The organism is Winogradskyella schleiferi (assembly GCF_013394655.1).
Classification (GTDB): Bacteria; Bacteroidota; Bacteroidia; order Flavobacteriales; family Flavobacteriaceae; genus Winogradskyella; species Winogradskyella schleiferi.
Genome location: NZ_CP053351.1, coordinates 3,884,744 through 3,907,211, shown reverse-complemented (window position 1 = coordinate 3,907,211; position 22,468 = coordinate 3,884,744). Strand labels below are relative to the sequence as shown.

Here is a 22,468-nt window from a genome sequence, read left to right as displayed (position 1 = left end):
CGGTAATGTGAAAAACTATTTTTATAGAATTTGGAATTCACTAGGTAAACTAGAGAGCAATATTGCTTTCTATCCTTCAATTATTAGTCTTTTTGGATTGCTTTTTGCTTTTTTTATGATTTATTTAGAAAGCAAAGGTGTTTCTAAATATTTGGTGGAAAACGCACCGATTTTAGTAGTTAATAACACCGAAACAGCAAGGGCACTTCTTACAACATTTGTAGCAGGTTTAATCTCCATTATGGTGTTTAGTTTTTCGCTGGTAATGATTTTGCTGAATCAAGCGTCGAGTAATTTTTCGCCAAGGGTACTACCAGGATTGATTTCCAACAGAAGGCATCAGATTATACTCGGTATCTACAACTCCACATTGTTGTACTGTATTTTCACACTGGTATCCATTACACCAAATGGCGACAAATATCAAATGCCTGGTTTTTCAGTGTTATTGGGAATTATTTTCATGACTGTCAGTTTGGGTGCTTTCATTTATTTTATCCATTCCATTTCGCAAGAGATTCAAGTGAATACCATAATGGACAAAATCTTTAGAAAGTCTAAAGCACGTTTAGAAAAGTTGGTGGAAGCTGAAAAACATATTGACACTGACTTTGAAGATTCGTCAGATTGGAAAAGCATCATGGCAAATACTACAGGTTACATGCAAGATGTAAGCTTAAAATCACTTGCTGGTTTAGCAGAAGAACATAATTTGAAAATAGCAATTGTTCCTATAAAAGGTGCATATATCCTAAAAGGGATTCCCGTACTTAAATACAAAGGCGAACTGAATGAAGATATCGATGGTAAAGAGGATTTAGAAACACAGTTAATAGAAGCATTTACATTCTCCAATAATGAACTAATTGAAGATAATTATATCCTTGCCTTTAAGCAAATTACGGAAATTGCACTGAAGGCTATGTCGCCAGGTATAAATGATCCAGGCACATGTATCAATGCCATTGATTACCTAACGGAACTTTTTGCATTACGAATGACTAAAAAAGACAATAGCTATTATTTTAATGACGATAAAAAAGCAGTTATCCATATTAAAACCGTTAGTTTTGAAGAGTTGTTATATAACGTTATGGCAGCTATGCGTAATTATTGTAAACACGATATTATTGTAGTTCAAAAATTATTTATTATGTTTCAATATTTACTTCAACAGAATAATGTATTGAATGAAAACTATAAAGAAGTCCTTATAAAAGAAGTGATCAACCTTAAAAAAGATGCTCTAAATAATCATAGCAACGAGGCAGATATCAAAACCATAGAAGATTATATGGCCAAACTTCAAAATGTAAATCCTTCGGAATATACTTTTGAAACTTAACATAAAGGATTTTAAAATCAGTAACCTTCAATTCATCATGTCGAATTTAATTACCGAATGGCAAACCATAAAGATATCATTATAATTGGAGGAGGCGCAGCAGGTTTTTTTGCCGCTGTCAACATCGCAGAACAGCACCCAGAACTATCAGTTGCTATTTTGGAACGCGGAAAAGAAGGCTTGCAAAAAGTCAAAATCTCAGGTGGTGGACGATGTAACGTTACACATGCCGAGTTTATCCCTTCGGAATTAGTACAGAATTATCCAAGAGGAGAAAAAGAGCTTTTGGGACCCTTTCATAGTTTTATGACAGGCGATACCATTGCTTGGTTCGAAGAACGCGGTGTAGAGTTGAAAATTGAAGAAGATGGAAGAATGTTCCCTGTCTCAAATTCATCACAAACTATTATTGATTGCTTTTTAAATGAAGCCGAAAAACATCAGGTTGAGGTATTGTATAACCATGCTGTGAAAACTATTCATCCTTTAGAAACTGGCTTTGAAATTGAAACTTCACAAGGCCTTTTTCAATCCAAAAAACTATTGGTCGCCACCGGAAGCAATCCTAAAATCTGGAAGTTGCTTGAGAATTTAGGCCACACTATTATTCAACCAGTTCCATCTTTATTTACTTTTGATATTAAGGATAAACGCATCAAGAATATTCCCGGAGTCGTTGCTAAAAATGTTGACATTAAAGTCGTAGGAACCAGTTTAGAATCCAATGGCCCATTATTAATTACGCATGTCGGCATGAGTGCGCCTGCCATTTTAAAACTATCAGCTTTTGGAGCTGTTGAGCTGGCCAAACGCAAATATAATTTTAAGATTGAAGTGAATTTTATTCAACTGGATTTTGAGATGTGTTTAGAAGCACTTAAAAATTTTAAACAAGAGTTTGCTAAAAAATCAGTGGTCAAATCCGCGCAATTCGATTTGCCAAAACGCCTCTGGAAAACGTTGGTTTCAGCTTCAGACATAGCCGACATAGAACGATGGGCAGATATCAATAAACAACAGTTAGAAGCCTTAAGTTCTCAATTAACCCAAGCTATTTTTCAAGTGACGGGAAAAAGTACATTCAAGGAAGAATTTGTGACAGCAGGCGGTGTAGATCTAAAAGAAGTAAACTTTAAAACCTTTGAAAGCAAACGAATTCCCAATCTTTATTTTGCGGGTGAAGTGATAAATGTAGATGCCGTTACAGGTGGATTTAATTTTCAGAATGCATGGACAGGCGCTTATATTGCGGCTCTGTCTATTATGCTACAATAATTTTCGTTATTTCCTGCATAAGTCAAAATGATGGCTTTAAAATCTTCAAAAATATAAGGTTTGGTAATAATCTGATCAAAACCTGCTACTTCAGCTTTAGTGGAAATTTCGGACGAATTTAGAGCGGTTAGTGCCAGTATAGGAATATGAGAATTAAACATTCTAATATGCTTGGTCACTTCATAACCGTCCATGTCTGGCATATTAATATCCATTAGAATCATGTCAAAATCCTTCTGTTTCACTAGAGATATCGCTTCTCTGCCATTGGCAATGGTTTCACAACTAAACCCGTTTATTTTTTCGATGTTCTTTTGTGTAATCAGCAGATTGATTTTGTTATCATCGACGACTAAAACGCGTACATCACGTTTCGGTAAAATTGATGCTCCTATACGTTGTTCTAACGCTTTTGATAGTTTAAATTCTATGTCAAAGAAAAAACAGGTGCCTTCATTTGGTGTGGATACAAAATCGATATCGGCATTATGGCTTTCCAATAGGGTTTTTACAATATATAAGCCCAGACCAGAACCACTACTGTTCTTATTTAGAAACGCTTTGTTTTCAAACGCACTAAATACTATTGAGCGATGCTCCTCTTTTATGCCAATACCAGTATCTTTAATTTCAAAACGTAATGTGACGTCATCGTTAGTTCTTTCCTGTTCAAAAACGTTTATGGAAATAGACCCTTTTTTAGTATAACGGATGGCATTAAAGGCCAAATTGATGAGTATTTGACTAAACGCCACTTTATCGATCAAGATATATTCGTTATCATCAGATGCGTCAATATGTACTTTGAGTTCTAAACCTTTGTTTTCTGCTGCTATCGCTACTGTGCTTAGAACATGACCAACAATTTTCTTGATTCTATCTGGTTTTAATCGCAGGTTTTTTTTCTCAAATTTAAGTCGGTTGGCCTGTAAAATGTTATCGATTAAAATGGACATATAATTACTTGATGATATCAGCGAGTCCAAATAAGACTGTTTTTTAGTATCGTCATTTTCTTGATCTATAAGCGTTGCCAAACCACTAATACCATAAATCGGTGTACGAAGTTCGTGACTTAATACGGAGAAAAATTCAAGTCTATCTTTATCAATAGCCTTAAGTTTAGAGTTTGAGGCTTTTAACGCTTCATTGATATTAACAATATTCTTTCTTGCTTTAAAATAGAAGTAAAAGATGGTCAAAATTACAATCAAGGCTATACTCATCACAATTGTACTTATTAAGAATATCTCTGAATTTCTAGCATTTTGATTTCTTACTTCATTTGATAATTTTAGTTCTTGTTCAGCATTTATAATTTTAGAAATCAGCTCACCATTTCTGTTATTTTGTTTTTCAACATTTGTAAGTGCTTTATATTTATATGCGTCAGATTTTAAGAGATATTTAGTAGCCGAATCTAAATTTTTAATATTGTTGGTGTAATAGATGTATTTATAATAGTTAAAAGTGGCTAATTTGCGGTAAGAGTTGACATCTGTACCCAATGATGTTTTAAGTTTTTCTTCATTGATTAAAAATAGCAGATCATAACCATTGGCTTTGAATTTGGATAATTTTACCTTTGCCAAGGCTCTGTGGTATTGATAGGATTGGAATAAATTCTTTTTTAAATTTTCAGTACGGTAACTTTTGGAGTAATTGAGTTTTTCAAAATCTGTGGAGTTTAAAGCTTCTAGACCTATTTTACTATAGGCTAACATACTTTTGTTATCATTACTGAAGTAGTCTTTTTTTATTTTATATTCCAGATTGATGAAATAAATCTCACTATTTAGAGCTTTGGAAACCGCTTCGGCTTTAGGAAAAATACTGTCAAATTTCTTGTAGTTCTTTTCATAAACATAAGTATATAGCAAACCAGATAATGATCGGTCTATTCCTTTTTTGTCGTTAAGGGAATCGTATATTTTAAAGGCTTTTTTGTGGTAGGATTCAGCAGTTTTGAAATTAGACAATTTTGCCAACACATTGCCTAATGCATTATAAGATTTAGCTTCCGTCGGTTTTAAGTTATATTCTTGTGAAAAGCTAATTGCTTCGTTAAGTAATAGTGTGGCTTTATACAAACTGTCGTTTTTTACCAATAAATCAAGTTTATAGGTGTCAAAGGTACAATTAGAACTGCTATCAGCTTTTGTAAGTGGTTCTTGTGCGCACACAATTAAGCCATTATATAGTAGGCAAACAAACAAAATAATAACAGTGTTCGATTTGGGAAAACACATGACATTATAGTATTAATGCAGTAAAACTACACCATTTCTTTAATTCAGCAACGTTTTGTCGTGTTTATTTGCGTTTGGTGGATTTTATTTATTAGGTTGCTTTTATCAGATAGCAGTTAATTTAAAGATTTTGAATGGGTTAGAATGAATTGTTAAATTTTGAAAAAATTATATATACAATATATATATTTGATATATAAAAAATGTATTAATGATGGGAAAGACAAAAAAATTGATAGAGTTAGACGATAAAGCCATCGCTATTTTAGAAAAACAAGCTAAACTACAAAAACGCTCGTTAAAAAATTATATTGAGTTTACGCTTGAAGATATTGCCATGCGCTACAGCGAACCATCAGAAGAATATAAAAAGATGATGGATGATATGTTAGATAGAGTAGATAGGGGAGAAATAGAATTTATACCAGTACAAGACTTTAGGAAAAAGTATGATTTATAAACTGATTATTAGTCCTGAGGCTTTTCGTGAAATTGAATTAGCAGAATGTTTCTTTAAAATTAAAGGCGTCGAACAATCATTTTTAAATGACTTAAACAAACAGTTTTTGTTCTTGGAAAAAGCACCATTATCTCGCCAAATTAGGTACAGGAACATTAGAATTTATCTTTTAGAAATCTATAATTACGCTATTCATTATAAAGTTAACGAGGGACAAGTTATGATTTTACATATTTTCAATCAATCTCAAGATTATTAAATGAAAACCTACATCGCACTTTTAAGAGGTATCAATGTTGGTGGCCATAAAAAAGTCCCAATGGCAGAGCTCAGGGAATTATTAGAGAAATCGGGATTCGAAAATGTAAAAACCTATATTCAAAGTGGCAATGTTATTTTCCAATCTTCGGAAAACGAAGTCAATGCACTAGAAGACAAAATCAAAACCTTGATATTAGACTACTTTGGTTTTGAAGTTCCGGTTTTAGTAAGAACGCGCCAAGAATTGCTAACTATTTTTAATAATTGCCCTTTTAGTGAAGCAAAAAAGGTAGAAAGCTACTTTATAATGCTTAGTAAAATGCCACAAAAAGAGGTGACAAAAGAAGCATCTCAAAAAACATATCCAGATGATGAGTATGCCATTATAAACGCTTGTATTTATTTGTTTTGCGCCAAAGGCTATGGACGTGCAAAATTCAATTTGGGGTATTTTGAAAATAAATTGAATGTCAATGCGACTGCTAGAAACTATAAAACCATGGTAAAACTACTCGCATTGTCAGAAGAATAAAGTAAGACAAATTCAAAAAAGTTTGCGAAGCAGAAGAATATAAAATTATAAATGATTGTATTTATTTCTTCTCTGGATATGGGTATCGAAAGGCCATAATTAGTTCTAAGTTTTTGACGTAAACTAAAAGCAGATGCCACTGCTCGAAATTTTCGAAGAATGGCAAAGCTATTAGAATTACTATTGATTAATTCCCACTATATGATATAGTGATCAGACTACTAGAAATAGAATTACCCCTAATATTCTTATCAATTAATCTTTGTTTTTATAAATAGAACGTCTGAGATCAACTGAATAATCAATTAAAAAGAAACGATTAGTTCTGCTTCACCTGTAGCAGAGCTCATTTCATTTACGTAATAATCGTATGAAATCGTATTCAAGGTATTTACGGATGCGCTAGCGAATCTAATAACATATTTATCAATAGATGCCACATATTCAATAGGGCCAGTATGTGTCTGTGAATCATTAGTCCAAGTGTAAATGTTTCCGGCAACATAAGTATTACCTTCATAGACAAATCCATCTTGAGATACTTCGACTTGATATAATGTTGCATCATCATCTACAGGAATTTCAAAACCGCAACCTAATATGACACGTTCTCCATTACCCTCAGGAAAACGATTCTTTTCCCAATAAGAAATATTTATAGTTGATATTACGGTCTCAGGTTCTGTTTCAAAAAAGAAAGCGGCTTCAGAAATTCCACCTTTACCATCGTCAGCAATAATATAACCATCATAACTGGTTTCTGGTTCTAAACCTGTAAAGTTATAAGATAATGCAGTACCTCCTGTTGAGATCAGCTGATCTTCTAAATAAATTGAATAGGTAATAGGGTCATCGTCAATATCAATGGCTTCTGTCCATTCTATATTGGCGCCGTCCATACGTGTTTCTAAGATGGTTACAGAAAATGGACCTGGATCAAGGTTATCTGGGTCGTTTTCTTCAGATGAGCAATTAAATACTAAAAATAGTATAGCGAATACATAACTGAATTTTTTCATAATATTTTGGTTTAATTAGATTATTTGTTTAGACATCGAAAATTTTAAAGAATGTCATCCTATTTTTTAATTTTTAACCGAATGAGAAAATCATAATACTATTTTTAAACATTATAAAACCATTATCTTTGTCAGATATCTACAAGTAATGACAGAACAAGATTTTATCCTCAAATCCTACAATACCAATATTGAAAACGGTACCGTAAAATGGGAATCACCAAGTAATATTGCTTTGGTAAAATATTGGGGAAAAAAGGCACATCAAATTCCAGAGAATCCATCGATAAGTTTTACGCTTTCCGATTGTAAAACCATAACGGAAATCTCATTTGCTAAAAGAGACCTTTCGACTGGTTTTAGCTTCGAAGTATATTTTGAAGGAAAGAAAAACGAAGCTTTCAAGCCAAAAATTCAAACCTTTTTTGAACGTATTGAAACCTATATGCCATTTTTGAGGGATTACCATTTCAAAATTGAAACCTCAAACACATTTCCTCATAGTTCAGGAATTGCCTCTTCAGCATCTGGCATGAGCGCCATAGCACTTTGCTTAATGAGTATTGAGCGGTCGCTGAGTGAAGTCGAAGTGACAGATAAGTCATTTAACCAAAAAGCCTCATTTCTAGCGCGTTTAGGTTCAGGAAGTGCGTGCAGAAGTATAGAGGGCGAACTCGTGGTATGGGGAAAAAATGAAAGTATTCCTGAGAGTTCAGACTTATATGGTGTAAAATTTGAAGGCGATGTGCATTCAAATTTCAACAATTTCCAAGACACTATTTTATTGGTCGATAAAGGCGAAAAGCAAGTCAGCAGTACTGTTGGTCACCAATTAATGTATGGTCATCCTTTTGCTCAAGAGCGATTTATGCAAGCACATGAAAATTTAGCGCAGCTGAAAACAATTCTAGCTTCTGGCAATTTAGACGAATTCATAAAAATTGTGGAAAGTGAAGCCTTAACGCTACATGCCATGATGATGACGAGCATGCCTTACTTCATTTTAATGAAACCTAACACCCTGGAAATCATCAATAAAATTTGGTCCTATAGAGAAAAAACCAATTCTAAAGTCTGTTTTACACTTGATGCAGGAGCAAATGTCCATGTGTTATATCCGCAAAAAGAAAAGGAATCGGTTCTCGAATTTATTAAGAATGAATTGATTAGGTATTGTCAAAATGAGCACTATATTTGCGACCAAATTGGCAAAGGGGCTTTGCAAATTAATAATTAATAATGACAAAGTAATAATTTATAATTTGGAATTAAAAACCTATATTACAGGGGTTTAACTTAAATTATTCATTATGAAACCAAATATCATTAAAGAAAAGAGTTTTGATTTTGCTGTTAATATCGTAAATCTGTACAAAGATTTGGCATACAACAAAAAGGAATTTGTAATGTCGAGACAACTATTAAAATCGGGAACATCGATAGGAGCAAATGTCCGAGAAGCCGAGTTTGCCCAGAGCAAATTAGATTTTATTAGCAAAATGTCAATTAGTTTAAAAGAGGCTAATGAAACAGACTATTGGCTAGACTTACTTCATGCAACAGAATTTTTAAGTGAAGACGAATTCGATAAATTTAAGCCTAAATCGCAGGAAATGTTACGATTATTGGTTAGTATTGTAAAAACATCTAAAGAATAATCATTAACTTTGCATTATTAATTTTTCATTATACATGAAGGGACCATTATTTTACTCAAAGATTCTTTTATTCGGAGAATACGGAATCATCAAAGATTCTAAAGGCTTATCTATTCCATATAATTTTTACAACGGCGCTTTAAAAGTGGATGAAAATCCTAATAAATTGGCTCAAGATTCTAATGCCAGTTTAAAACGTTTTGTAACGTATTTAAAAGGTTTGGATAAAGAATTGGTAACTTTTGATATTGACAGCTTACAACAAGATGTGGATACCGGAATGTATTTCGATTCTTCAATTCCACAAGGCTATGGTGTAGGAAGTAGTGGTGCTTTAGTTGCTGCGATTTACGATAAATATGCCATCGATAAAATTACCGTTTTAGAAAATCTGACTCGTGAGAAACTCTTGAAGTTAAAAACAGTTTTCTCTGAAATGGAATCGTTTTTTCATGGAAAATCTTCAGGCTTAGACCCATTGAACAGTTATTTAAGTCTTCCTATTCTAATCAACTCTAAAGACAATATTGAAGCTACAGGAATTCCTTCTCAACAAACAGAAGGAAAAGGAGCAGTTTTCCTGTTGGATAGTGGAATTGTTGGGGAAACGGCACCAATGGTCAGTATTTTTATGGAAAGTATGAAGAATGAAGGGTTTCGTAGCATGCTTAAAGATCAATTCATAAAACACACCGATGCTTGTGTAGATGATTTCTTAAAAGGCGATATAAAATCCTTATTCAAAAACACTAAGCAACTCTCAAAAGTGGTGCTTAATAATTTTAAGCCAATGATTCCTGCCCAGTTTCACGAACTTTGGAAAAAAGGCATTGACACAAACGATTACTACTTAAAACTTTGTGGCTCTGGCGGTGGAGGCTATATTTTAGGCTTTACCGAAAATATCGAAAAAGCTAAAGAAGCATTAAAAGGACAGAAATTGGAAGTGGTATATAGCTTCTAATACGAATGATATAATATACAGACCTCACAGGTTTTTATAACTTGTGAGGTTTTTTTAATTAAAGCCATGTTAACAAGACGGCAGAAACACATTCTTCTAAAATTTTTCAGCCTGTTCTCGGTCGTTCGAGGTTATAATATTCTTGTTATCGTTATTGCCCAATACTTAGCTTCCGTTTACATTTTTGGTCATGATAAACCGGTAAAAGCTGTACTGTTAGATGTCAACCTCTTAATGTTGGTATTAGCGTCTTCAGCGACGATAGCAGGTGGTTATATTATCAATAATTTCTACGATTCTGAAAAAGACCTCATTAATAAACCAAGAAAAACGATGTTAGATCGTTTGGTAAGTCAGAATACCAAATTGTCGTTTTATTTTGTGCTGAATTTCTTATCTGTAGTTTTTGCGAGTTATGTGTCATTCAAAGCGGTTATCTTTTTCGCCATTTATATTTTCGCCATTTGGTTCTATTCGCATCGTTTAAAGAAACAACCGATGGTTGGTAATATAGTGTCTGCCATATTAACGGTAACGCCATTTTTTGTCATTTTTATCTATTATCAGAATTTTGAAAAAGTCGTTTTTGCCCATGGTATATTTTTGTTTCTATTGATTTCCATGCGCGAACTCACAAAGGATTTAGAGAACATAAAAGGCGATTTGGCCTTAAATTACAGAACGGTTCCTGTAGTTTATGGCGAAAAAGTATCAAAAACGATGCTAACCGTTGTTGGTGTTTTAACCATGGTTTCGGCCGTGTTACTTATTTCGTTTTTCAAGATTGGACACATGTATTATTACTTCTATCTTAGTATAGGCTTATTGTTTCTCTATCTCATTTTACTGTTAAAATCAAATAAGAAAACCCATTATTTGATTCTTCATAATATCTTAAAGTTTATCATTGTCGCTGGTGTATTCTCCATACTATTGATTGATGTTTCTATTGTTTTGAATAGGATATAGATACACGTTTTATGGTTTCGAGTTGTTTCACTCAAACAAGTTAAGGATTTACGTAGATGCTATTATCTAAAATTATACCTTTGCATCTTATATCATTAGTGTTTAACACAATGGTAGAATTTATAGTAATAATTAATAAAATTCCCGTTTTCACGGGGAATGTATATGAGCAGACATCAAGATAGCAAAGGAAAAGGAAAAGGGAAAACTTCAGGAAGAGGAAATGCTAATAGCAAAACCAAAAGTTATGCTAGAGGAAACGCTCCTTCTAAAAAGAAAAAACAACCAGCAAAGCAAACCTCAAATCCAGATGAGATGCGTTTAAATAAATACATTGCCAATTCTGGTGTGTGTTCGCGTCGCGAAGCGGATGAGAATATTGCTATTGGCTTGGTATCCGTAAACGGTAAGATCATTACCGAAATGGGCTATAAAGTAAAACGAAGCGACGAAGTGAAGTTCGATGGGCAACGCATTACTCCAGAACCAAATGTCTATGTGCTATTGAATAAGCCTAAAGGCTTTGCGACCACAACAGCTGAAGGAAAAGGTAGAACCGTTATGGATTTGGTGGCCAATGCGACCAATGCCAGCATAAAGCCAATAGGGCGTTTAGGGCGTAATTCGTTAGGATTGTTGTTGTTTACCAATGACGATAAGGTGGTACAGAAATTTACCAATTCCAAAAAAGGCGTTGAGCGTTTATTCCAGGTAGAGTTGGATAAAAACCTAAAATTTGAAGACCTTAAAAAGATTCAAGAAGGTTTTAAGGTCGAAGGGAAGTTAATCACGGTTGAAGAAATTAGTTATATACAAGGGGAATCTAAAAACCAAGTCGGCATTAAAATCAAAAACACAGGGAACACCATTCTACGAACCATCTTTGATGAGCTTAATTATGATTTGGTGAAAATCGATTGCGTTGCCATTGGTCATTTAACCAAAAAGGATATTCCTCGTGGGCACTGGAAACATTTAACGGAGCAGGAGGTTAGTACTTTAAAGATGCTTTAGCGAAAAGATTTATACTTTACCGCCATAGATTGTTGTGCTGAGTTATCTCCAACTTTAAAATCTATTCTTAAATTTTATTTGTTATATCCGGATGTTACCTGCTGGCTTTTTTCAAATATTCAATTCCATAACGTTTATAATTTTCCGAAAAGTCAGTTGAATCGGAATTCAGTAAGCCATAGGAACCATCCCAAAATGAGTCAGTAAATCCACCGAATTCAGATTTGAAAGAAACAGGTCGTTTTATTTTTCCACCTATTTTCCAATTTAGTAATTCACCAATTTTTTCAACTTGTTTTTCGATTCCAATCAAGCTACTTTTCTCGATTAATTTATTTTCAACATGTATTGTTATGGATTGGTCAATGATTGTTTTTTCTTTTTCTGTTAAATTTTCATTGTGAACTGAAATAAATAATTTTGGATTTATATTGTTTTTATGGCAATTACTCCTTGTCGGAAAAGCAATTTCAGTATCAAAAAATGTCCATTTGTCTTTGTCAGCATATTTAGTTGTCCATTTTTTATTGTTGGATTCATTCCAAATCATTCTTCCAAACCTTAACGAACCTTTGTCATACGACACGTTCTTGTTGTCTTTTCCATATTTCACAGGTATGCTTTGAGAAGATTTAATAAATGGCAATTCAGGACTTAAATCAATTATTGGCTGTAATAATTCAGCAACATGTTTCCAATTATTCCATTCCCAAATTGGTTTGTCAATTGATTTTCCAAAAATGTAATAACTATAAAACATATCAGTCTTTTCATTTTTAGAATTAACTCCAATTTTAGACATCAAGTTATTAATTAGTTCCATAGTTTTTTCAGCTTGCAGGTAACGTGTTCGTGTATGGCTTGTTGCGGAAAATTAGTATGATTTTCCGATTAAGGAAACAAGATAGCAAATTGCGCAAGAATTTCCGAGTAGGAAATTCAGAAGCAATGAGCTATACACATCTTAAGTTTACAATTCATTAAATTAGAGCATAAATCAGAAAAGACAAAAGAGAGGTATAAGGTTAATATACACGCAGAGACTTTAGATCTCGTCAACATTGAAAATCCCCTCTCTTTTCTACACAGATTTCGAACAGTTCCCCGCCTGAACGGACGGGCAGGTATGAGGCTTTTAGACCTCGATTTTAAGTCGTTGAAACTCGCGTAGATTGTCCTTTCATAAAAACATTTTCTTATGAATAAAGATATTAAATATTTTGGGATGACATCAGTCATTTAGTTTTCGATGTCACCGATTCTGATGGTAATTATTATCAGTTTAAAAACAATGAATTTGGCTTTAAAAAGTTCACGAAACTTTTAAATAATAAGAGTCATTGCGTCATGGAAGCCACAGGTTATTACCATTATCAGTTGGCTTATCATTTACTGGAATCTGGTATAAAAGTATCGGTGGAAAATCCATTGTCAGTGAAACGCTTTATCCAGATGGGACTATCAAAAATTAAGACGGATAAGAGCGATTCAAAACTTATATGTGCTTATGCTAAGCAAGTAGAATTAAAGCTTTGGAAAGGCAATTCCAAGAATGAGATAGAATGCCTCCAAATCGTCAGAACCCTTTCTGTGTATACAAAACAAAGCACTATGCTAAAAAACAAAATACACGGTGAAGCTGTTTTGGGCAATCCAAGTAAGATTGTTGTAACGTCTTTAAAACGTAGCTTAAGGCAACTGACAAAAGAGATAAAAACCTTAGAGGAAATGCTTTTGGTTTTAGTAAAACAATCGCATCAGGATCTGTTTACACGTTTAAAGACTATTCCAGGTATCGGTCCAAAAACAGCTATTATGTTGGTGGTTTTAACAGGGGGTTTTGATCGTTTTACAAGCGCAAGTGAGCTGTGCAGTTACGCAGGTCTAACCCCTATAATTAGGAAAAGTGGGAGTAGTGTAAGTGGACGACCGCGAATCAGTAAAATAGGAAACCAGAAACTGAGAAATTTATTATTTATGTGCAGTTTTAATGCATGTAAATACAACAAGGCTTGCCGAGATCTTTATGAGCGAATCGTAGCCAAAGGAAAGAGCAAAAAATTAGCATTAATTGCCGTGTGTAATAAACTACTAAAACAGGCCTTTGCAATCGCAAAATCAGTCTTGATATATGATGCAGAATATAAAAGTACTTTAGTGAAAAAATTTTGGTTTTTCACTTTTCTTTAAGGCCTGTAACTTATTTAGCAAGTCCAGCTCTGTTCTTAACAAATAATTAACCAATAAATAGTTTCTCTTCACGAATTAAGTGTTTGGTGGTCTTCTTTTTAATCTCTAATCTAGCAATAGTAAATACATGCTCTATTATCTTACAATGTTTTAAAAACTTGGCTTATTTATTAGTGGTGTTTTTTATTATCACTTCTCTATGTCTAATATCAATTGTTTGATACGTCTAATTTCATTTTCATTTGAATTAAATTCCAACGATTTTTTGAAGTACTTTAATGCTTCTGGAGACTTGCCAGCATTGCTATATGCATAAGCTAACATTTCGTAAACTGTATTTGATGTTGGGTAGTTATTAATATTTAATTGAAACAAAGTATATGCTTCTTCTCGTTGATTATTATTAAATTTTGCCCAAGCAACCCTATTGATGACATTTTCTGGTGGTAAAAAACTAACACCTAAGCTACTTGATATATCTTTATAATGCTGTTTTATTTGAGCCATAGTTTTGGTTGTTATGTCTTCTAAAACATAGTCTTGAAAAATAAATAGTAAACCATAATAGAGGCTTATAAGCGGTATGCTATTGTGGTTTTCATCTTTATAAACATCAAACTTTACGTTTTTATGAGAAATGCCAGCGTTTTTGAGTGATGATATAAATAGTTCTTGACTATTTCTCATATTAGTTATCATTCCTTTAGTTTTCTCATAACTATTCGCACCAGAAAAATAGAATTTTTTATTTTTTATATTCTTGGATAATACGGTGTCTATTTTTTTTACTATGTAATGCTCGTCCCACCAAAAACTGGGATCCATTGCTATGTACGATTTAAAAACGCTATTATTCAAATAAGCCTCTGCAGCCATCAATCCGCCTAATGAGTGGCCAACTAACATAGCATAATCTTTTGTCCTATAGTTTATTTTAACCTCAGGCAATACTTCTTGTTCTAGGAATTTTAAAAATAATTTTCCTCCACCACTCGTTTCTTGCCATTGGGAGTTATCCTTACCATTATAGCCAACAAGAGATTTTGTTGGTGATAAATCTCTTGTTCTATTTTTATCTGTATTTACGGCAACAACAATCATTTCTGGTATTTGCCCTTCTTTACTCATTACTTCTATTGTAGTCATTGCATGGTGTAAGTGATAGTTACCATCAAGAATTAGCATTATTGGGTAATCATTCTCTGCACTATTATAAGATGGAGGTAAGCCTACTGTAAACGATCTTTTTTCTTTTAATTTTTCAGATTTTATAGTGTGTTTAATTGTAGGTAAAAATATATCTGTTTCGTTTTGCTTACTTATGTTTTCATTAATACTATTTGATTCTGAAGTCCTTAGCTCTAGTGTCTTTTTATAATTTATTTCTGAAAAGTTATCATTACCCAACGCTTTATACGCCTCACTTAACTTTTCATAATTAATAGATGAAGGGTAATTTAAGGTATTCATTTCTAAAAGGGAGATAGCGCCATTATTATCATTACCTACATTTAACTTGTATTCTGCAATTTTCTGTATTAATTGATCGGGTGGTAAAATCTCTTTTCCTTTTTTTATTGATAACCGGCTGTAATGATCTGTAATTTCGTCTGATGTTTTGTTGTAGATGTTATCGAGCATAAAATCTTTAAAAACAAATTTGATACCGTTGTACCAGCTCATATAAGCAGATGTGCCATGGTTTTCATTTTCAAAATAGTCGAACTTAATATTTGAGTTTGCAACACCAAGTTGTTTTAAATGTGCATAGAACAATTCTTGTGCATTTCGCATAAAAGTGACCACGCCCTCATTTCTTTCATAATTATCTGCACTTGAAATGTATATTTTTTTGTTTTTAATTTGTTGTACCACATCACTATTAATTTCATTTACGACATATTGATTATCCCACCAAAAACTGGGGTCTGAAGCTATAAATCCACTAAATGAATTATTAGTTATATAACTATATCCTACCAAAAGCCCTCCCAACGAATGTCCTGCTAGTACATTATAGGAGTTAGTTCTAAATTTACTGTCTACTTCTGGTAACAGTTCGTTTTCTATAAACTTTAAAAAGTTTGCTCCACCACCACCACCCATATTATTAAAGGTTATTGAAGTTGGAGTTAAATCTCTTGTTCTATCTATATTGGGTATAGCTACAATAATGGTTTCTGGTATTTCATTATGCTTGCTTAAAAATTCTATAATTCCAGAGGTGTATAAAAACCTATAATCTCCGTCAGTTAATACTAATACAGGATATTTTGTTGATGATTCACTATAGGTCTTTGGTAAGGCTACGATATAACTTCTTTTTTCATTTAAAATCTTAGAGCTTATACTGTATTCTGTGCCTATTTTTAATTTATTATCATTGTTTTTTTGACCAAACGTGTAACTTACTACTAGTAAAAACAAACAGGTTATTTTAGCTTTCATATTTAGTTGTTATTATTAGCTAGTAAAAATTCTAAAGGAATATATAATCGTCTACTCCATGATGCTTCAGAATGGTCATCTCCTTTAAATTCTTTTGTAATCCAATTCTTAGTTGTGTAACCTTTCTTGCTCATAGTCTTGTCTATTATAGTTTGATATGGTTTATATAAGCTATCAAGCCCTACAGTACCATAATCAAAATAAAATTTATGATTCTTTGGTTCTGGCAAATTGTTAATTAAGTATTGATTGAACGCTAATGGAATCTTATCTCCCTTTACATTTACATCTCCAACCCAATGTGTAGATAAACAAGCTGCTCCACCATACACATCTGGATATTCGGACATGGCGTACATGGATATTAACCCTCCCATACTAGAGCCTGCAATAAAGGTATTTTGCACATTTGTATGGGTTGAATAATTTTTGTCTATGTATGGTTTTAGCTCTTCTACTAAAAATTTTAAATAATTATCAGCTTGCTGCTTTCTTTTCAAGTCTGTTTTAATAAGATTGCCCTTTAATTCCCTATCAAGATAGCTGATTGGTTTTTGGGGAAAATATTCTGAATGCCTATACGCTCCATTATTCCAAACACCTACTACTATTGTATTTCTTATTTTTCCGTCAAAGATTAATCTTGCTATAGTTTCGTCCACTTTCCATTCTTGATTATTCCATGTTCGGGTAGAATCAAAAAGCATTTGTCCATCGTGCATATATAAAACAGCACATCTTTCAGAATCATTATAATTTGGAGGTAACCAAACATCTATATTTCTAGAGTCAACATAATTAGATTGAAAGTTTTTTACTCTATCTACCTTACCATAGGTAACCGTTAAGTTGGGAATTCTAGTTATGTCCTTGTAACGTTCTTTAAGCTTTATTTTCGCTATTGTAGCTTCCCAATATTGTTTTTTTGTGTCATATGGTTTATGCCAATATGGGTCTGGTATTTGCTTTTTTATTTCATTCCACGATTTATTTTTAAAAAAATCTTCATCGATTGTGCAATCTTCCATTTTTTGAAACGGAACTAAAAAAATATATCCATCAAACAAATCTCCTATTGTAAAATCATTGTAGCAATTACTAAACCAACTATCTTCTTTTAACTTACCTATAGGGCTTTTTCCTAAATCGAAACCTAACGGTTCGTTGGACATTAGTTTAAAAACATTTTCAATCTCACCATTTGCTGGAGATAAAAAGAAAGGCGATTCATTGGGAAAATTATATATAGGTCCATGTAAAAAAATAGAAAAAACTTGATCTTTATACTTATCTAAAAGTAAGTTACCTAAACTTACGCTTCTATATGTACAATTACCCTTAGCATCTTTAACACCTTGTGAATATTTTGTAAAAGCATGAGGGAGTCCGCATAATATCAGACCTTTTTCACCTTTCTCTAAAATTTCATTTATAATAACTTCTTTTCTAAACTGATTGACTTCTCCTTTATGAAAAACACCAGACATATCTTCCCTAGAACCATTATAAGCAGTCCAATCATATTGATAGCTTATATTAACTATTCTAAATTTTTTTGAGTTTTCTGGCAAGGTGTTATTAAATGCCCAGGCAGCTTTTAATATGTCCTGATACTCTTGGTAAGGCCATCCTACGTTATAGAAAAACATTAAATCTCTTGATACCTGAGCGTCAAAATTTTCTCCTAATATTAAGTTGTCTAATTCTTTTTGCTTCTCATAGGCTCCAAATTCCATACCTATGTTGTAAACTCCGGCTTTATATAATTTTGGAATTATCTGGGCAACAAAATTCAAATTGTTTTTAACCACATGGTCTTCACCTAGAAGAATTAAACTCTTATCTCCAAACTTATTGATAATGTATTCTGATGGTTCTAAACCGTTATCCTGAAGATATTTTAATTCTTTATGGTAATTGGCTTCTTGTGAACGAGCAATTAAACAAAACAGGATAGAAACAAAGAGAAATTTATATTTCATGATAACTAGTTTTTATTTAGAACAATGATTTAACTCTAATACAATCCTATAAAAAATTAAGCGCTATTCAAAAAACAAACAATCAAATAGCTTAACAATAAGGACAGACAACAGCTAATACGCAATTAAAAGGCACACCTTGCATTATAGACGATTTACACACTACAAAGTGCTTTATTCATAATATAAAATGTTGTTTGTCCTTATTGTTTTCATTCATTGATTAAATTTAGAGTTTTACTATTAAATACATAATACATCATATGAATTATTTAATTGAGAATGGCCTATTGAAAAATAGAATATTAAGACATGTTCTTTATTGGGTGGCGTTTAATTTATTCTTTGGTTTTATTTGGGGAACTTACGATAGTAATTTTTCTAAATCCATTATCATACAACTATCTTTATTACCATCAAGGATTTTACTTGTATACATCACGCTTTATTACTTAATCCCTAAATTTATTTTAAAGAAACAAATAGTCTTATTCTTATTTTTTTATAGTGCCCTTTTAGTTTTTATTACTATTTTCATTCAAAAACCTATTCTTTGGTATTTTGTAAGACCCTATTACCTTGTTGACTGGCAAGAAGAAGATTATTTATCGATTATTAGTGTAGTGAATACACTTTTTGAAATAAATCGTGCCGCTATTATTCCTATGGTTATAGCATTTTATAGAATATATTATACTAATCAAAAAAAACTATTGATGTTAGAAAAGGATCAATTAAAATCTGAATTAACTCATCTCAAAAATCAAATACACCCACATTTTTTATTTAATACATTAAACAATTTATATTCTTTAATCCTTAAGAGATCTGATAAAGCAGAAGATGCCATTTTAAAACTCTCAGATTTAATGAGGTATATGCTATATGAAACAAACCCGAACAGAGTTTCACTTTACAAGGAAATCAATTATTTAAAAAATTACATAAACTTGGAAAAGCTACGTTTAGAAGAAGGCAGTAACATTAATTTTATAACAGAGATTGATAAAGACTATAGGATAGCTCCTTTTATCTTAATACCTTTTATTGAAAATGTTTTTAAACATGGTGCTATAAACCATAAGATCAATGGGCCCTCTATAACTGTAATTGCAAAACACAACACCCTTACACTGCATACGGTAAATTACAAAAGAACAAAAAACTATTATGATAAGGGTGTTGGGCTAGAAAATGTAAAAAAACGTTTAGGTTTGTTGTATACAGACAAGTACACCCTAGAAAAAAAAGAAACTGAATTTCAATTTGAATTAACTTTAAAATTACATCTTATTTAAAACGTTATATGAAAAAAGTAAATTGCATTGTTGTAGATGACGAACCTTTGGCCAGAGATGTAATTGAAAATTATATTTCAAGAATTGAGAGCGTAAACTTAATAGCTTCTTGTAAAAATGTTTATGAAGCTTTTAATATACTTCAGAAGCATAAAATAGACTTAATTTTTCTTGACATTCACATGCCAGAAATAAAAGGAACAGATTTTTTTAAAGAACTCAATCAAGCACCTGCAGTCATATTTACAACAGCATATTCAGATTATGCAGCAAAAGCTTATGATTTAGGTGCCATAGACTATTTAGTTAAGCCTATTGAGTTCACAAGGTTTTTAAAGTCAATTGGTAGAGTGTTAAAGCACATCGATTATCCAGTGATAATGAATAATAAAAAACCTCATGGAATTGAAGATTTTATTTACCTTAAAATAGAAAAAAAATTGCAAAAAATATTTTTAAAGAATATTCTATATATTGAAAGTTCTAATAATAACATTAAGGTGAAAATGATATATAGAGAAGTTATTGCTCATAAAAAAATTTCAGAAATTTATGAATCACTACCAAAACATAAATTCATAAGAGTACATAGATCTTTCATTATATCAATAGACCATATTGACTCTTTTTCACCAGTTGAGATAGAAATAAAAAAAATAAAAATACCTGTAGGTAGAAAATATCGAGAAAATGTTAAAACTCAGCTTGGTTATTATTAAAGTTATTTATGTAAGAGAGTATAATTGTCTAGTTCTAAAATATAGATATAGGTTGAAATTGATTTTAAGCTGATAACTCATATTCCATAATGATAATTTATCTCATTGCAGTATCCAACGGATATTATTCTACTCTAAATATTTTATTTTTAACTGCAGATCCACTTTTCAATATGAGCTAAAAAACACTAAATCTCAACACCTCAATAAACAATTCAAAAAAAATAAAAAAAAGTACAGCATATTAAAAAATAATATACATTTGTATTGAAAATTGGTGTCCATCTAACCAGATGATAAAGCCAATTTTAGCTGAACACATTGAAACATGTTTTTATGTTCGGGCTTTTGAAAATTAGGAAGTCATATTCAAAAGCAGCTTACAGGTTAAGTAACCGAATTTTAGAGCTAACTTCCGCTTCTGTAATTGCTGCCAGCCAGCATATCTATGGTTTTGTACCTACTACTCAAAGCCAAATCCAAGTATGATATTATGATATAACGTAATCTTAACATAATTTACGCTTATAATCTTTATTTTACACCTTCATTTCTCGTGAAAACGGAATCCATTTAAATACATCACATGAACAATAAATATATTGATCTCATCGATCAATCCTTTCACTTTCCACAAGACGAATTTAAACTTGAGGACAAAGCGCTGCAATTCCATGATATCGACTTAACGCAATTAATCGAAGACCATGGCGTACCGTTGAAATTCACCTATTTACCGCAAATATCCAATAACATCCAGCGTGCCAAAACATGGTTTGCAGATGCCTTTAAAAACCATAAATATAAAGGCAAATACAATTATTGTTATTGTACTAAAAGTTCGCACTTTAAGCATGTGTTGGATGAAGCCTTAACCAATGACATTCATATTGAAACCTCTTCGGCTTTTGATATCGATATTGTAAAAGCACTAAAAAAGGAAGGTAAAATCACGGATAAAACGTTTGTGTTGAGCAATGGTTTTAAACGTGAACAATACATTAGCAATATTGCGGATCTTATCAATGATGGTCACAAAAATGCGATTCCTATTATAGACAATTATGAGGAACTCGATTTATTGTCGCAGGAAATTAAAGGCAAGTTTCAAGTTGGAATTAGAATCGCTTCAGAAGAAGAACCAAAATTCGAATTCTACACTTCGCGTTTAGGTATTGGATATAAAAATATTGTGCCTTTTTATAAAAGTCAGATTCAAGACAATAAAAAAGTAGAGTTAAAAATGCTGCACTTTTTTATCAATACGGGAATTCGTGACAATGCCTATTATTGGAACGAATTGCACAAATGTCTGAAGGTCTATACAGCGTTGAAGAAAATTTGTCCAACATTGGATAGTCTGAATATTGGAGGCGGTTTCCCAATAAAGAACTCGTTGGCTTTCGAATTTGATTACGCCTATATGGTCGATGAAATCGTGAACCAGATAAAATTGGTTTGTGAAGAAGAAGAGGTGGATACACCAAACATTTTTACGGAGTTCGGTAGTTTTACCGTTGGCGAAAGTGGTGGCGCACTCTATAAAATCCTATACCAAAAACAACAGAACGATCGCGAAAAGTGGAATATGATCAATTCCTCTTTTATCACAACCTTACCAGATACTTGGGCCATAAACAAACGTTTTATCATGTTGCCCATTAACCGTTGGCACGATAGTTACGAACGTGTGTTGTTAGGTGGTTTAACTTGCGATAGTGACGATTATTACAACAGTGAGCAACACACCAACGCCATTTATCTACCAAAATACAATAAGGATAAAGATTTATACATCGGCTTTTTTAATACAGGTGCATACCAAGAAACCATTGGTGGATTTGGAGGACTGCAACACTGCTTAATCCCAACACCAAAGCATATTTTAATTCAAAAAGATGCCGAAGGCAACTTAACCACTGAGGTTTTCGCAGAGCAACAGAAGAGTGAGAATTTGTTGGGTATTTTGGGTTATAGTTCTTGAATTAAAAATGAAGAATTAATAATTAAAAATACTGAGTTACAAAATGAAATCTCAATACTAAACCAAGATATAATTTATATAAAAATGGTTCTCGTTTAAAT

The 22,468-nt window shown here is 32.3% G+C and carries 18 protein-coding genes and 1 pseudogene; 14 read left to right on the top strand and 5 right to left on the bottom strand.

Going from position 1 to position 22,468, the window contains the following annotated elements; translation table 11 throughout:
- The first annotated feature begins 7 nt into the window (after positions 1-7).
- Both HM990_RS16900 and HM990_RS16895 read left to right on the top strand, forming a co-directional pair.
- A complete protein-coding gene (locus tag HM990_RS16900) occupies positions 8-1,345 on the top strand; it encodes a DUF2254 domain-containing protein (RefSeq protein ID WP_178990638.1) in 1,338 nt (445 codons plus the stop codon).
- Positions 1,346-1,402: 57 nt separating this feature from the next.
- Positions 1,403-2,620, top strand: coding sequence for a BaiN/RdsA family NAD(P)/FAD-dependent oxidoreductase (locus tag HM990_RS16895; protein WP_178990636.1), 1,218 nt, complete (start codon positions 1,403-1,405; stop codon positions 2,618-2,620).
- On the opposite strand, the gene HM990_RS16890 is transcribed toward HM990_RS16895, so the two are convergent.
- Positions 2,587-4,803 (bottom strand): response regulator, encoded by a 2,217-nt coding sequence (locus tag HM990_RS16890; protein ID WP_178990634.1) that lies wholly within the window; start codon positions 4,801-4,803, stop codon positions 2,587-2,589. The genes HM990_RS16895 and HM990_RS16890 overlap by 34 nt on opposite strands.
- A gap of 277 nt (positions 4,804-5,080) precedes the next feature.
- Here HM990_RS16890 and HM990_RS16885 point away from each other — a divergent pair, with 277 nt between their 5' ends.
- Genes HM990_RS16885 through HM990_RS16875 form a run of 3 tightly spaced genes read left to right on the top strand, consistent with a single transcriptional unit; the run spans position 5,081 to position 6,122 of the window.
- Positions 5,081-5,329 (top strand): hypothetical protein, encoded by a 249-nt coding sequence (locus HM990_RS16885; RefSeq protein ID WP_229719300.1) that lies wholly within the window; start codon positions 5,081-5,083, stop codon positions 5,327-5,329.
- Positions 5,319-5,588, top strand: a complete 270-nt coding sequence (locus HM990_RS19985; RefSeq protein ID WP_178990632.1) for a type II toxin-antitoxin system RelE/ParE family toxin — start codon at positions 5,319-5,321, stop codon at positions 5,586-5,588. Before HM990_RS16885 ends, HM990_RS19985 begins: the two co-directional genes overlap by 11 nt.
- Positions 5,589-6,122: a DUF1697 domain-containing protein gene (locus tag HM990_RS16875; protein ID WP_178990630.1), complete on the top strand. Its 534-nt coding sequence runs from the start codon at positions 5,589-5,591 to the stop codon at positions 6,120-6,122.
- A gap of 305 nt (positions 6,123-6,427) precedes the next feature.
- On the opposite strand, the gene HM990_RS16870 is transcribed toward HM990_RS16875, so the two are convergent.
- Positions 6,428-7,141 carry a fibronectin type III domain-containing protein gene (locus HM990_RS16870; RefSeq protein ID WP_178990628.1) on the bottom strand — a complete coding sequence of 238 codons (714 nt, stop codon included), beginning with the start codon at positions 7,139-7,141 and terminating at the stop codon, positions 6,428-6,430.
- 148 nt (positions 7,142-7,289) lie between these two features.
- Between HM990_RS16870 and HM990_RS16865 the strand changes: the two genes are divergently transcribed.
- The 5 genes from HM990_RS16865 to HM990_RS16845 all read left to right on the top strand — a co-directional run bounded on the left by HM990_RS16865 (position 7,290) and on the right by HM990_RS16845 (position 11,746).
- On the top strand, positions 7,290-8,378 hold the full coding sequence (locus tag HM990_RS16865; protein WP_178990627.1) for a diphosphomevalonate/mevalonate 3,5-bisphosphate decarboxylase family protein: 1,089 nt from the start codon (positions 7,290-7,292) through the stop codon (positions 8,376-8,378).
- A gap of 73 nt (positions 8,379-8,451) precedes the next feature.
- On the top strand, positions 8,452-8,799 hold the full coding sequence (locus tag HM990_RS16860) for a four helix bundle protein (RefSeq protein ID WP_178990625.1): 348 nt from the start codon (positions 8,452-8,454) through the stop codon (positions 8,797-8,799).
- A gap of 34 nt (positions 8,800-8,833) precedes the next feature.
- The gene (locus tag HM990_RS16855; RefSeq protein WP_178990623.1) at positions 8,834-9,763 is read left to right on the top strand and encodes a mevalonate kinase family protein; all 930 of its coding nucleotides are present in this window, start codon (positions 8,834-8,836) and stop codon (positions 9,761-9,763) included.
- A 66-nt stretch (positions 9,764-9,829) separates the two neighbouring features.
- Positions 9,830-10,732, top strand: coding sequence for a geranylgeranylglycerol-phosphate geranylgeranyltransferase (locus tag HM990_RS16850; RefSeq protein WP_178990622.1), 903 nt, complete (start codon positions 9,830-9,832; stop codon positions 10,730-10,732).
- Between the two features lie 165 nt (positions 10,733-10,897).
- Entirely contained in the window at positions 10,898-11,746 is an 849-nt protein-coding gene (locus tag HM990_RS16845) for a pseudouridine synthase (RefSeq protein ID WP_178990620.1), read from the top strand.
- A 94-nt stretch (positions 11,747-11,840) separates the two neighbouring features.
- Here the strand turns inward: HM990_RS16845 and HM990_RS16840 are convergent, their stop codons facing one another.
- Entirely contained in the window at positions 11,841-12,569 is a 729-nt protein-coding gene (locus HM990_RS16840) for a hypothetical protein (RefSeq protein WP_178990618.1), read from the bottom strand.
- A gap of 375 nt (positions 12,570-12,944) precedes the next feature.
- Between HM990_RS16840 and HM990_RS16835 the strand changes: the two are divergent.
- Positions 12,945-13,936: pseudogene (locus HM990_RS16835) on the top strand (IS110 family transposase).
- A gap of 189 nt (positions 13,937-14,125) precedes the next feature.
- On the opposite strand, the gene HM990_RS16830 reads toward HM990_RS16835, so the two are convergent.
- Positions 14,126-16,384: an alpha/beta hydrolase-fold protein gene (locus tag HM990_RS16830; protein ID WP_178990616.1), complete on the bottom strand. Its 2,259-nt coding sequence runs from the start codon at positions 16,382-16,384 to the stop codon at positions 14,126-14,128.
- Positions 16,385-16,386: 2 nt separating this feature from the next.
- Entirely contained in the window at positions 16,387-18,366 is a 1,980-nt protein-coding gene (locus HM990_RS16825; protein ID WP_178990614.1) for an alpha/beta hydrolase, read from the bottom strand.
- 263 nt (positions 18,367-18,629) lie between these two features.
- Here HM990_RS16825 and HM990_RS16820 point away from each other — a divergent pair, with 263 nt between their 5' ends.
- The 3 genes from HM990_RS16820 (at position 18,630) to HM990_RS16810 (ending at position 22,367) form a co-directional block, all read left to right on the top strand.
- On the top strand, positions 18,630-19,664 hold the full coding sequence (locus HM990_RS16820; protein ID WP_178990612.1) for a sensor histidine kinase: 1,035 nt from the start codon (positions 18,630-18,632) through the stop codon (positions 19,662-19,664).
- An 8-nt stretch (positions 19,665-19,672) separates the two neighbouring features.
- Entirely contained in the window at positions 19,673-20,383 is a 711-nt protein-coding gene (locus tag HM990_RS16815; protein ID WP_178990610.1) for a LytR/AlgR family response regulator transcription factor, read from the top strand.
- 586 nt (positions 20,384-20,969) lie between these two features.
- Positions 20,970-22,367 (top strand): type III PLP-dependent enzyme domain-containing protein, encoded by a 1,398-nt coding sequence (locus HM990_RS16810; RefSeq protein WP_178990608.1) that lies wholly within the window; start codon positions 20,970-20,972, stop codon positions 22,365-22,367.
- Positions 22,368-22,468: the final 101 nt, after the last annotated feature.

What these genes read in the sequence shown, in the direction of transcription:
- HM990_RS16895 (WP_178990636.1), top strand. Translation starts at nt 1,403, where the DNA reads ATGGCAAACCATAAAGATATCATTATAATTGGAGGAGGCGCAGCAGGT.
- HM990_RS16885 (WP_229719300.1), top strand. Translation starts at nt 5,081, where the DNA reads ATGATGGGAAAGACAAAAAAATTGATAGAGTTAGACGATAAAGCCATC.
- HM990_RS19985 (WP_178990632.1), top strand. Translation starts at nt 5,319, where the DNA reads ATGATTTATAAACTGATTATTAGTCCTGAGGCTTTTCGTGAAATTGAA.
- HM990_RS16875 (WP_178990630.1), top strand. Translation starts at nt 5,589, where the DNA reads ATGAAAACCTACATCGCACTTTTAAGAGGTATCAATGTTGGTGGCCAT.
- HM990_RS16870 (WP_178990628.1), bottom strand. Translation starts at nt 7,141, where the DNA reads ATGAAAAAATTCAGTTATGTATTCGCTATACTATTTTTAGTATTTAAT.
- HM990_RS16865 (WP_178990627.1), top strand. Translation starts at nt 7,290, where the DNA reads ATGACAGAACAAGATTTTATCCTCAAATCCTACAATACCAATATTGAA.
- HM990_RS16860 (WP_178990625.1), top strand. Translation starts at nt 8,452, where the DNA reads ATGAAACCAAATATCATTAAAGAAAAGAGTTTTGATTTTGCTGTTAAT.
- HM990_RS16855 (WP_178990623.1), top strand. Translation starts at nt 8,834, where the DNA reads ATGAAGGGACCATTATTTTACTCAAAGATTCTTTTATTCGGAGAATAC.
- HM990_RS16850 (WP_178990622.1), top strand. Translation starts at nt 9,830, where the DNA reads ATGTTAACAAGACGGCAGAAACACATTCTTCTAAAATTTTTCAGCCTG.
- HM990_RS16845 (WP_178990620.1), top strand. Translation starts at nt 10,898, where the DNA reads ATGAGCAGACATCAAGATAGCAAAGGAAAAGGAAAAGGGAAAACTTCA.
- HM990_RS16840 (WP_178990618.1), bottom strand. Translation starts at nt 12,569, where the DNA reads ATGGAACTAATTAATAACTTGATGTCTAAAATTGGAGTTAATTCTAAA.
- HM990_RS16830 (WP_178990616.1), bottom strand. Translation starts at nt 16,384, where the DNA reads ATGAAAGCTAAAATAACCTGTTTGTTTTTACTAGTAGTAAGTTACACG.
- HM990_RS16825 (WP_178990614.1), bottom strand. Translation starts at nt 18,366, where the DNA reads ATGAAATATAAATTTCTCTTTGTTTCTATCCTGTTTTGTTTAATTGCT.
- HM990_RS16820 (WP_178990612.1), top strand. Translation starts at nt 18,630, where the DNA reads ATGAATTATTTAATTGAGAATGGCCTATTGAAAAATAGAATATTAAGA.
- HM990_RS16815 (WP_178990610.1), top strand. Translation starts at nt 19,673, where the DNA reads ATGAAAAAAGTAAATTGCATTGTTGTAGATGACGAACCTTTGGCCAGA.
- HM990_RS16810 (WP_178990608.1), top strand. Translation starts at nt 20,970, where the DNA reads ATGAACAATAAATATATTGATCTCATCGATCAATCCTTTCACTTTCCA.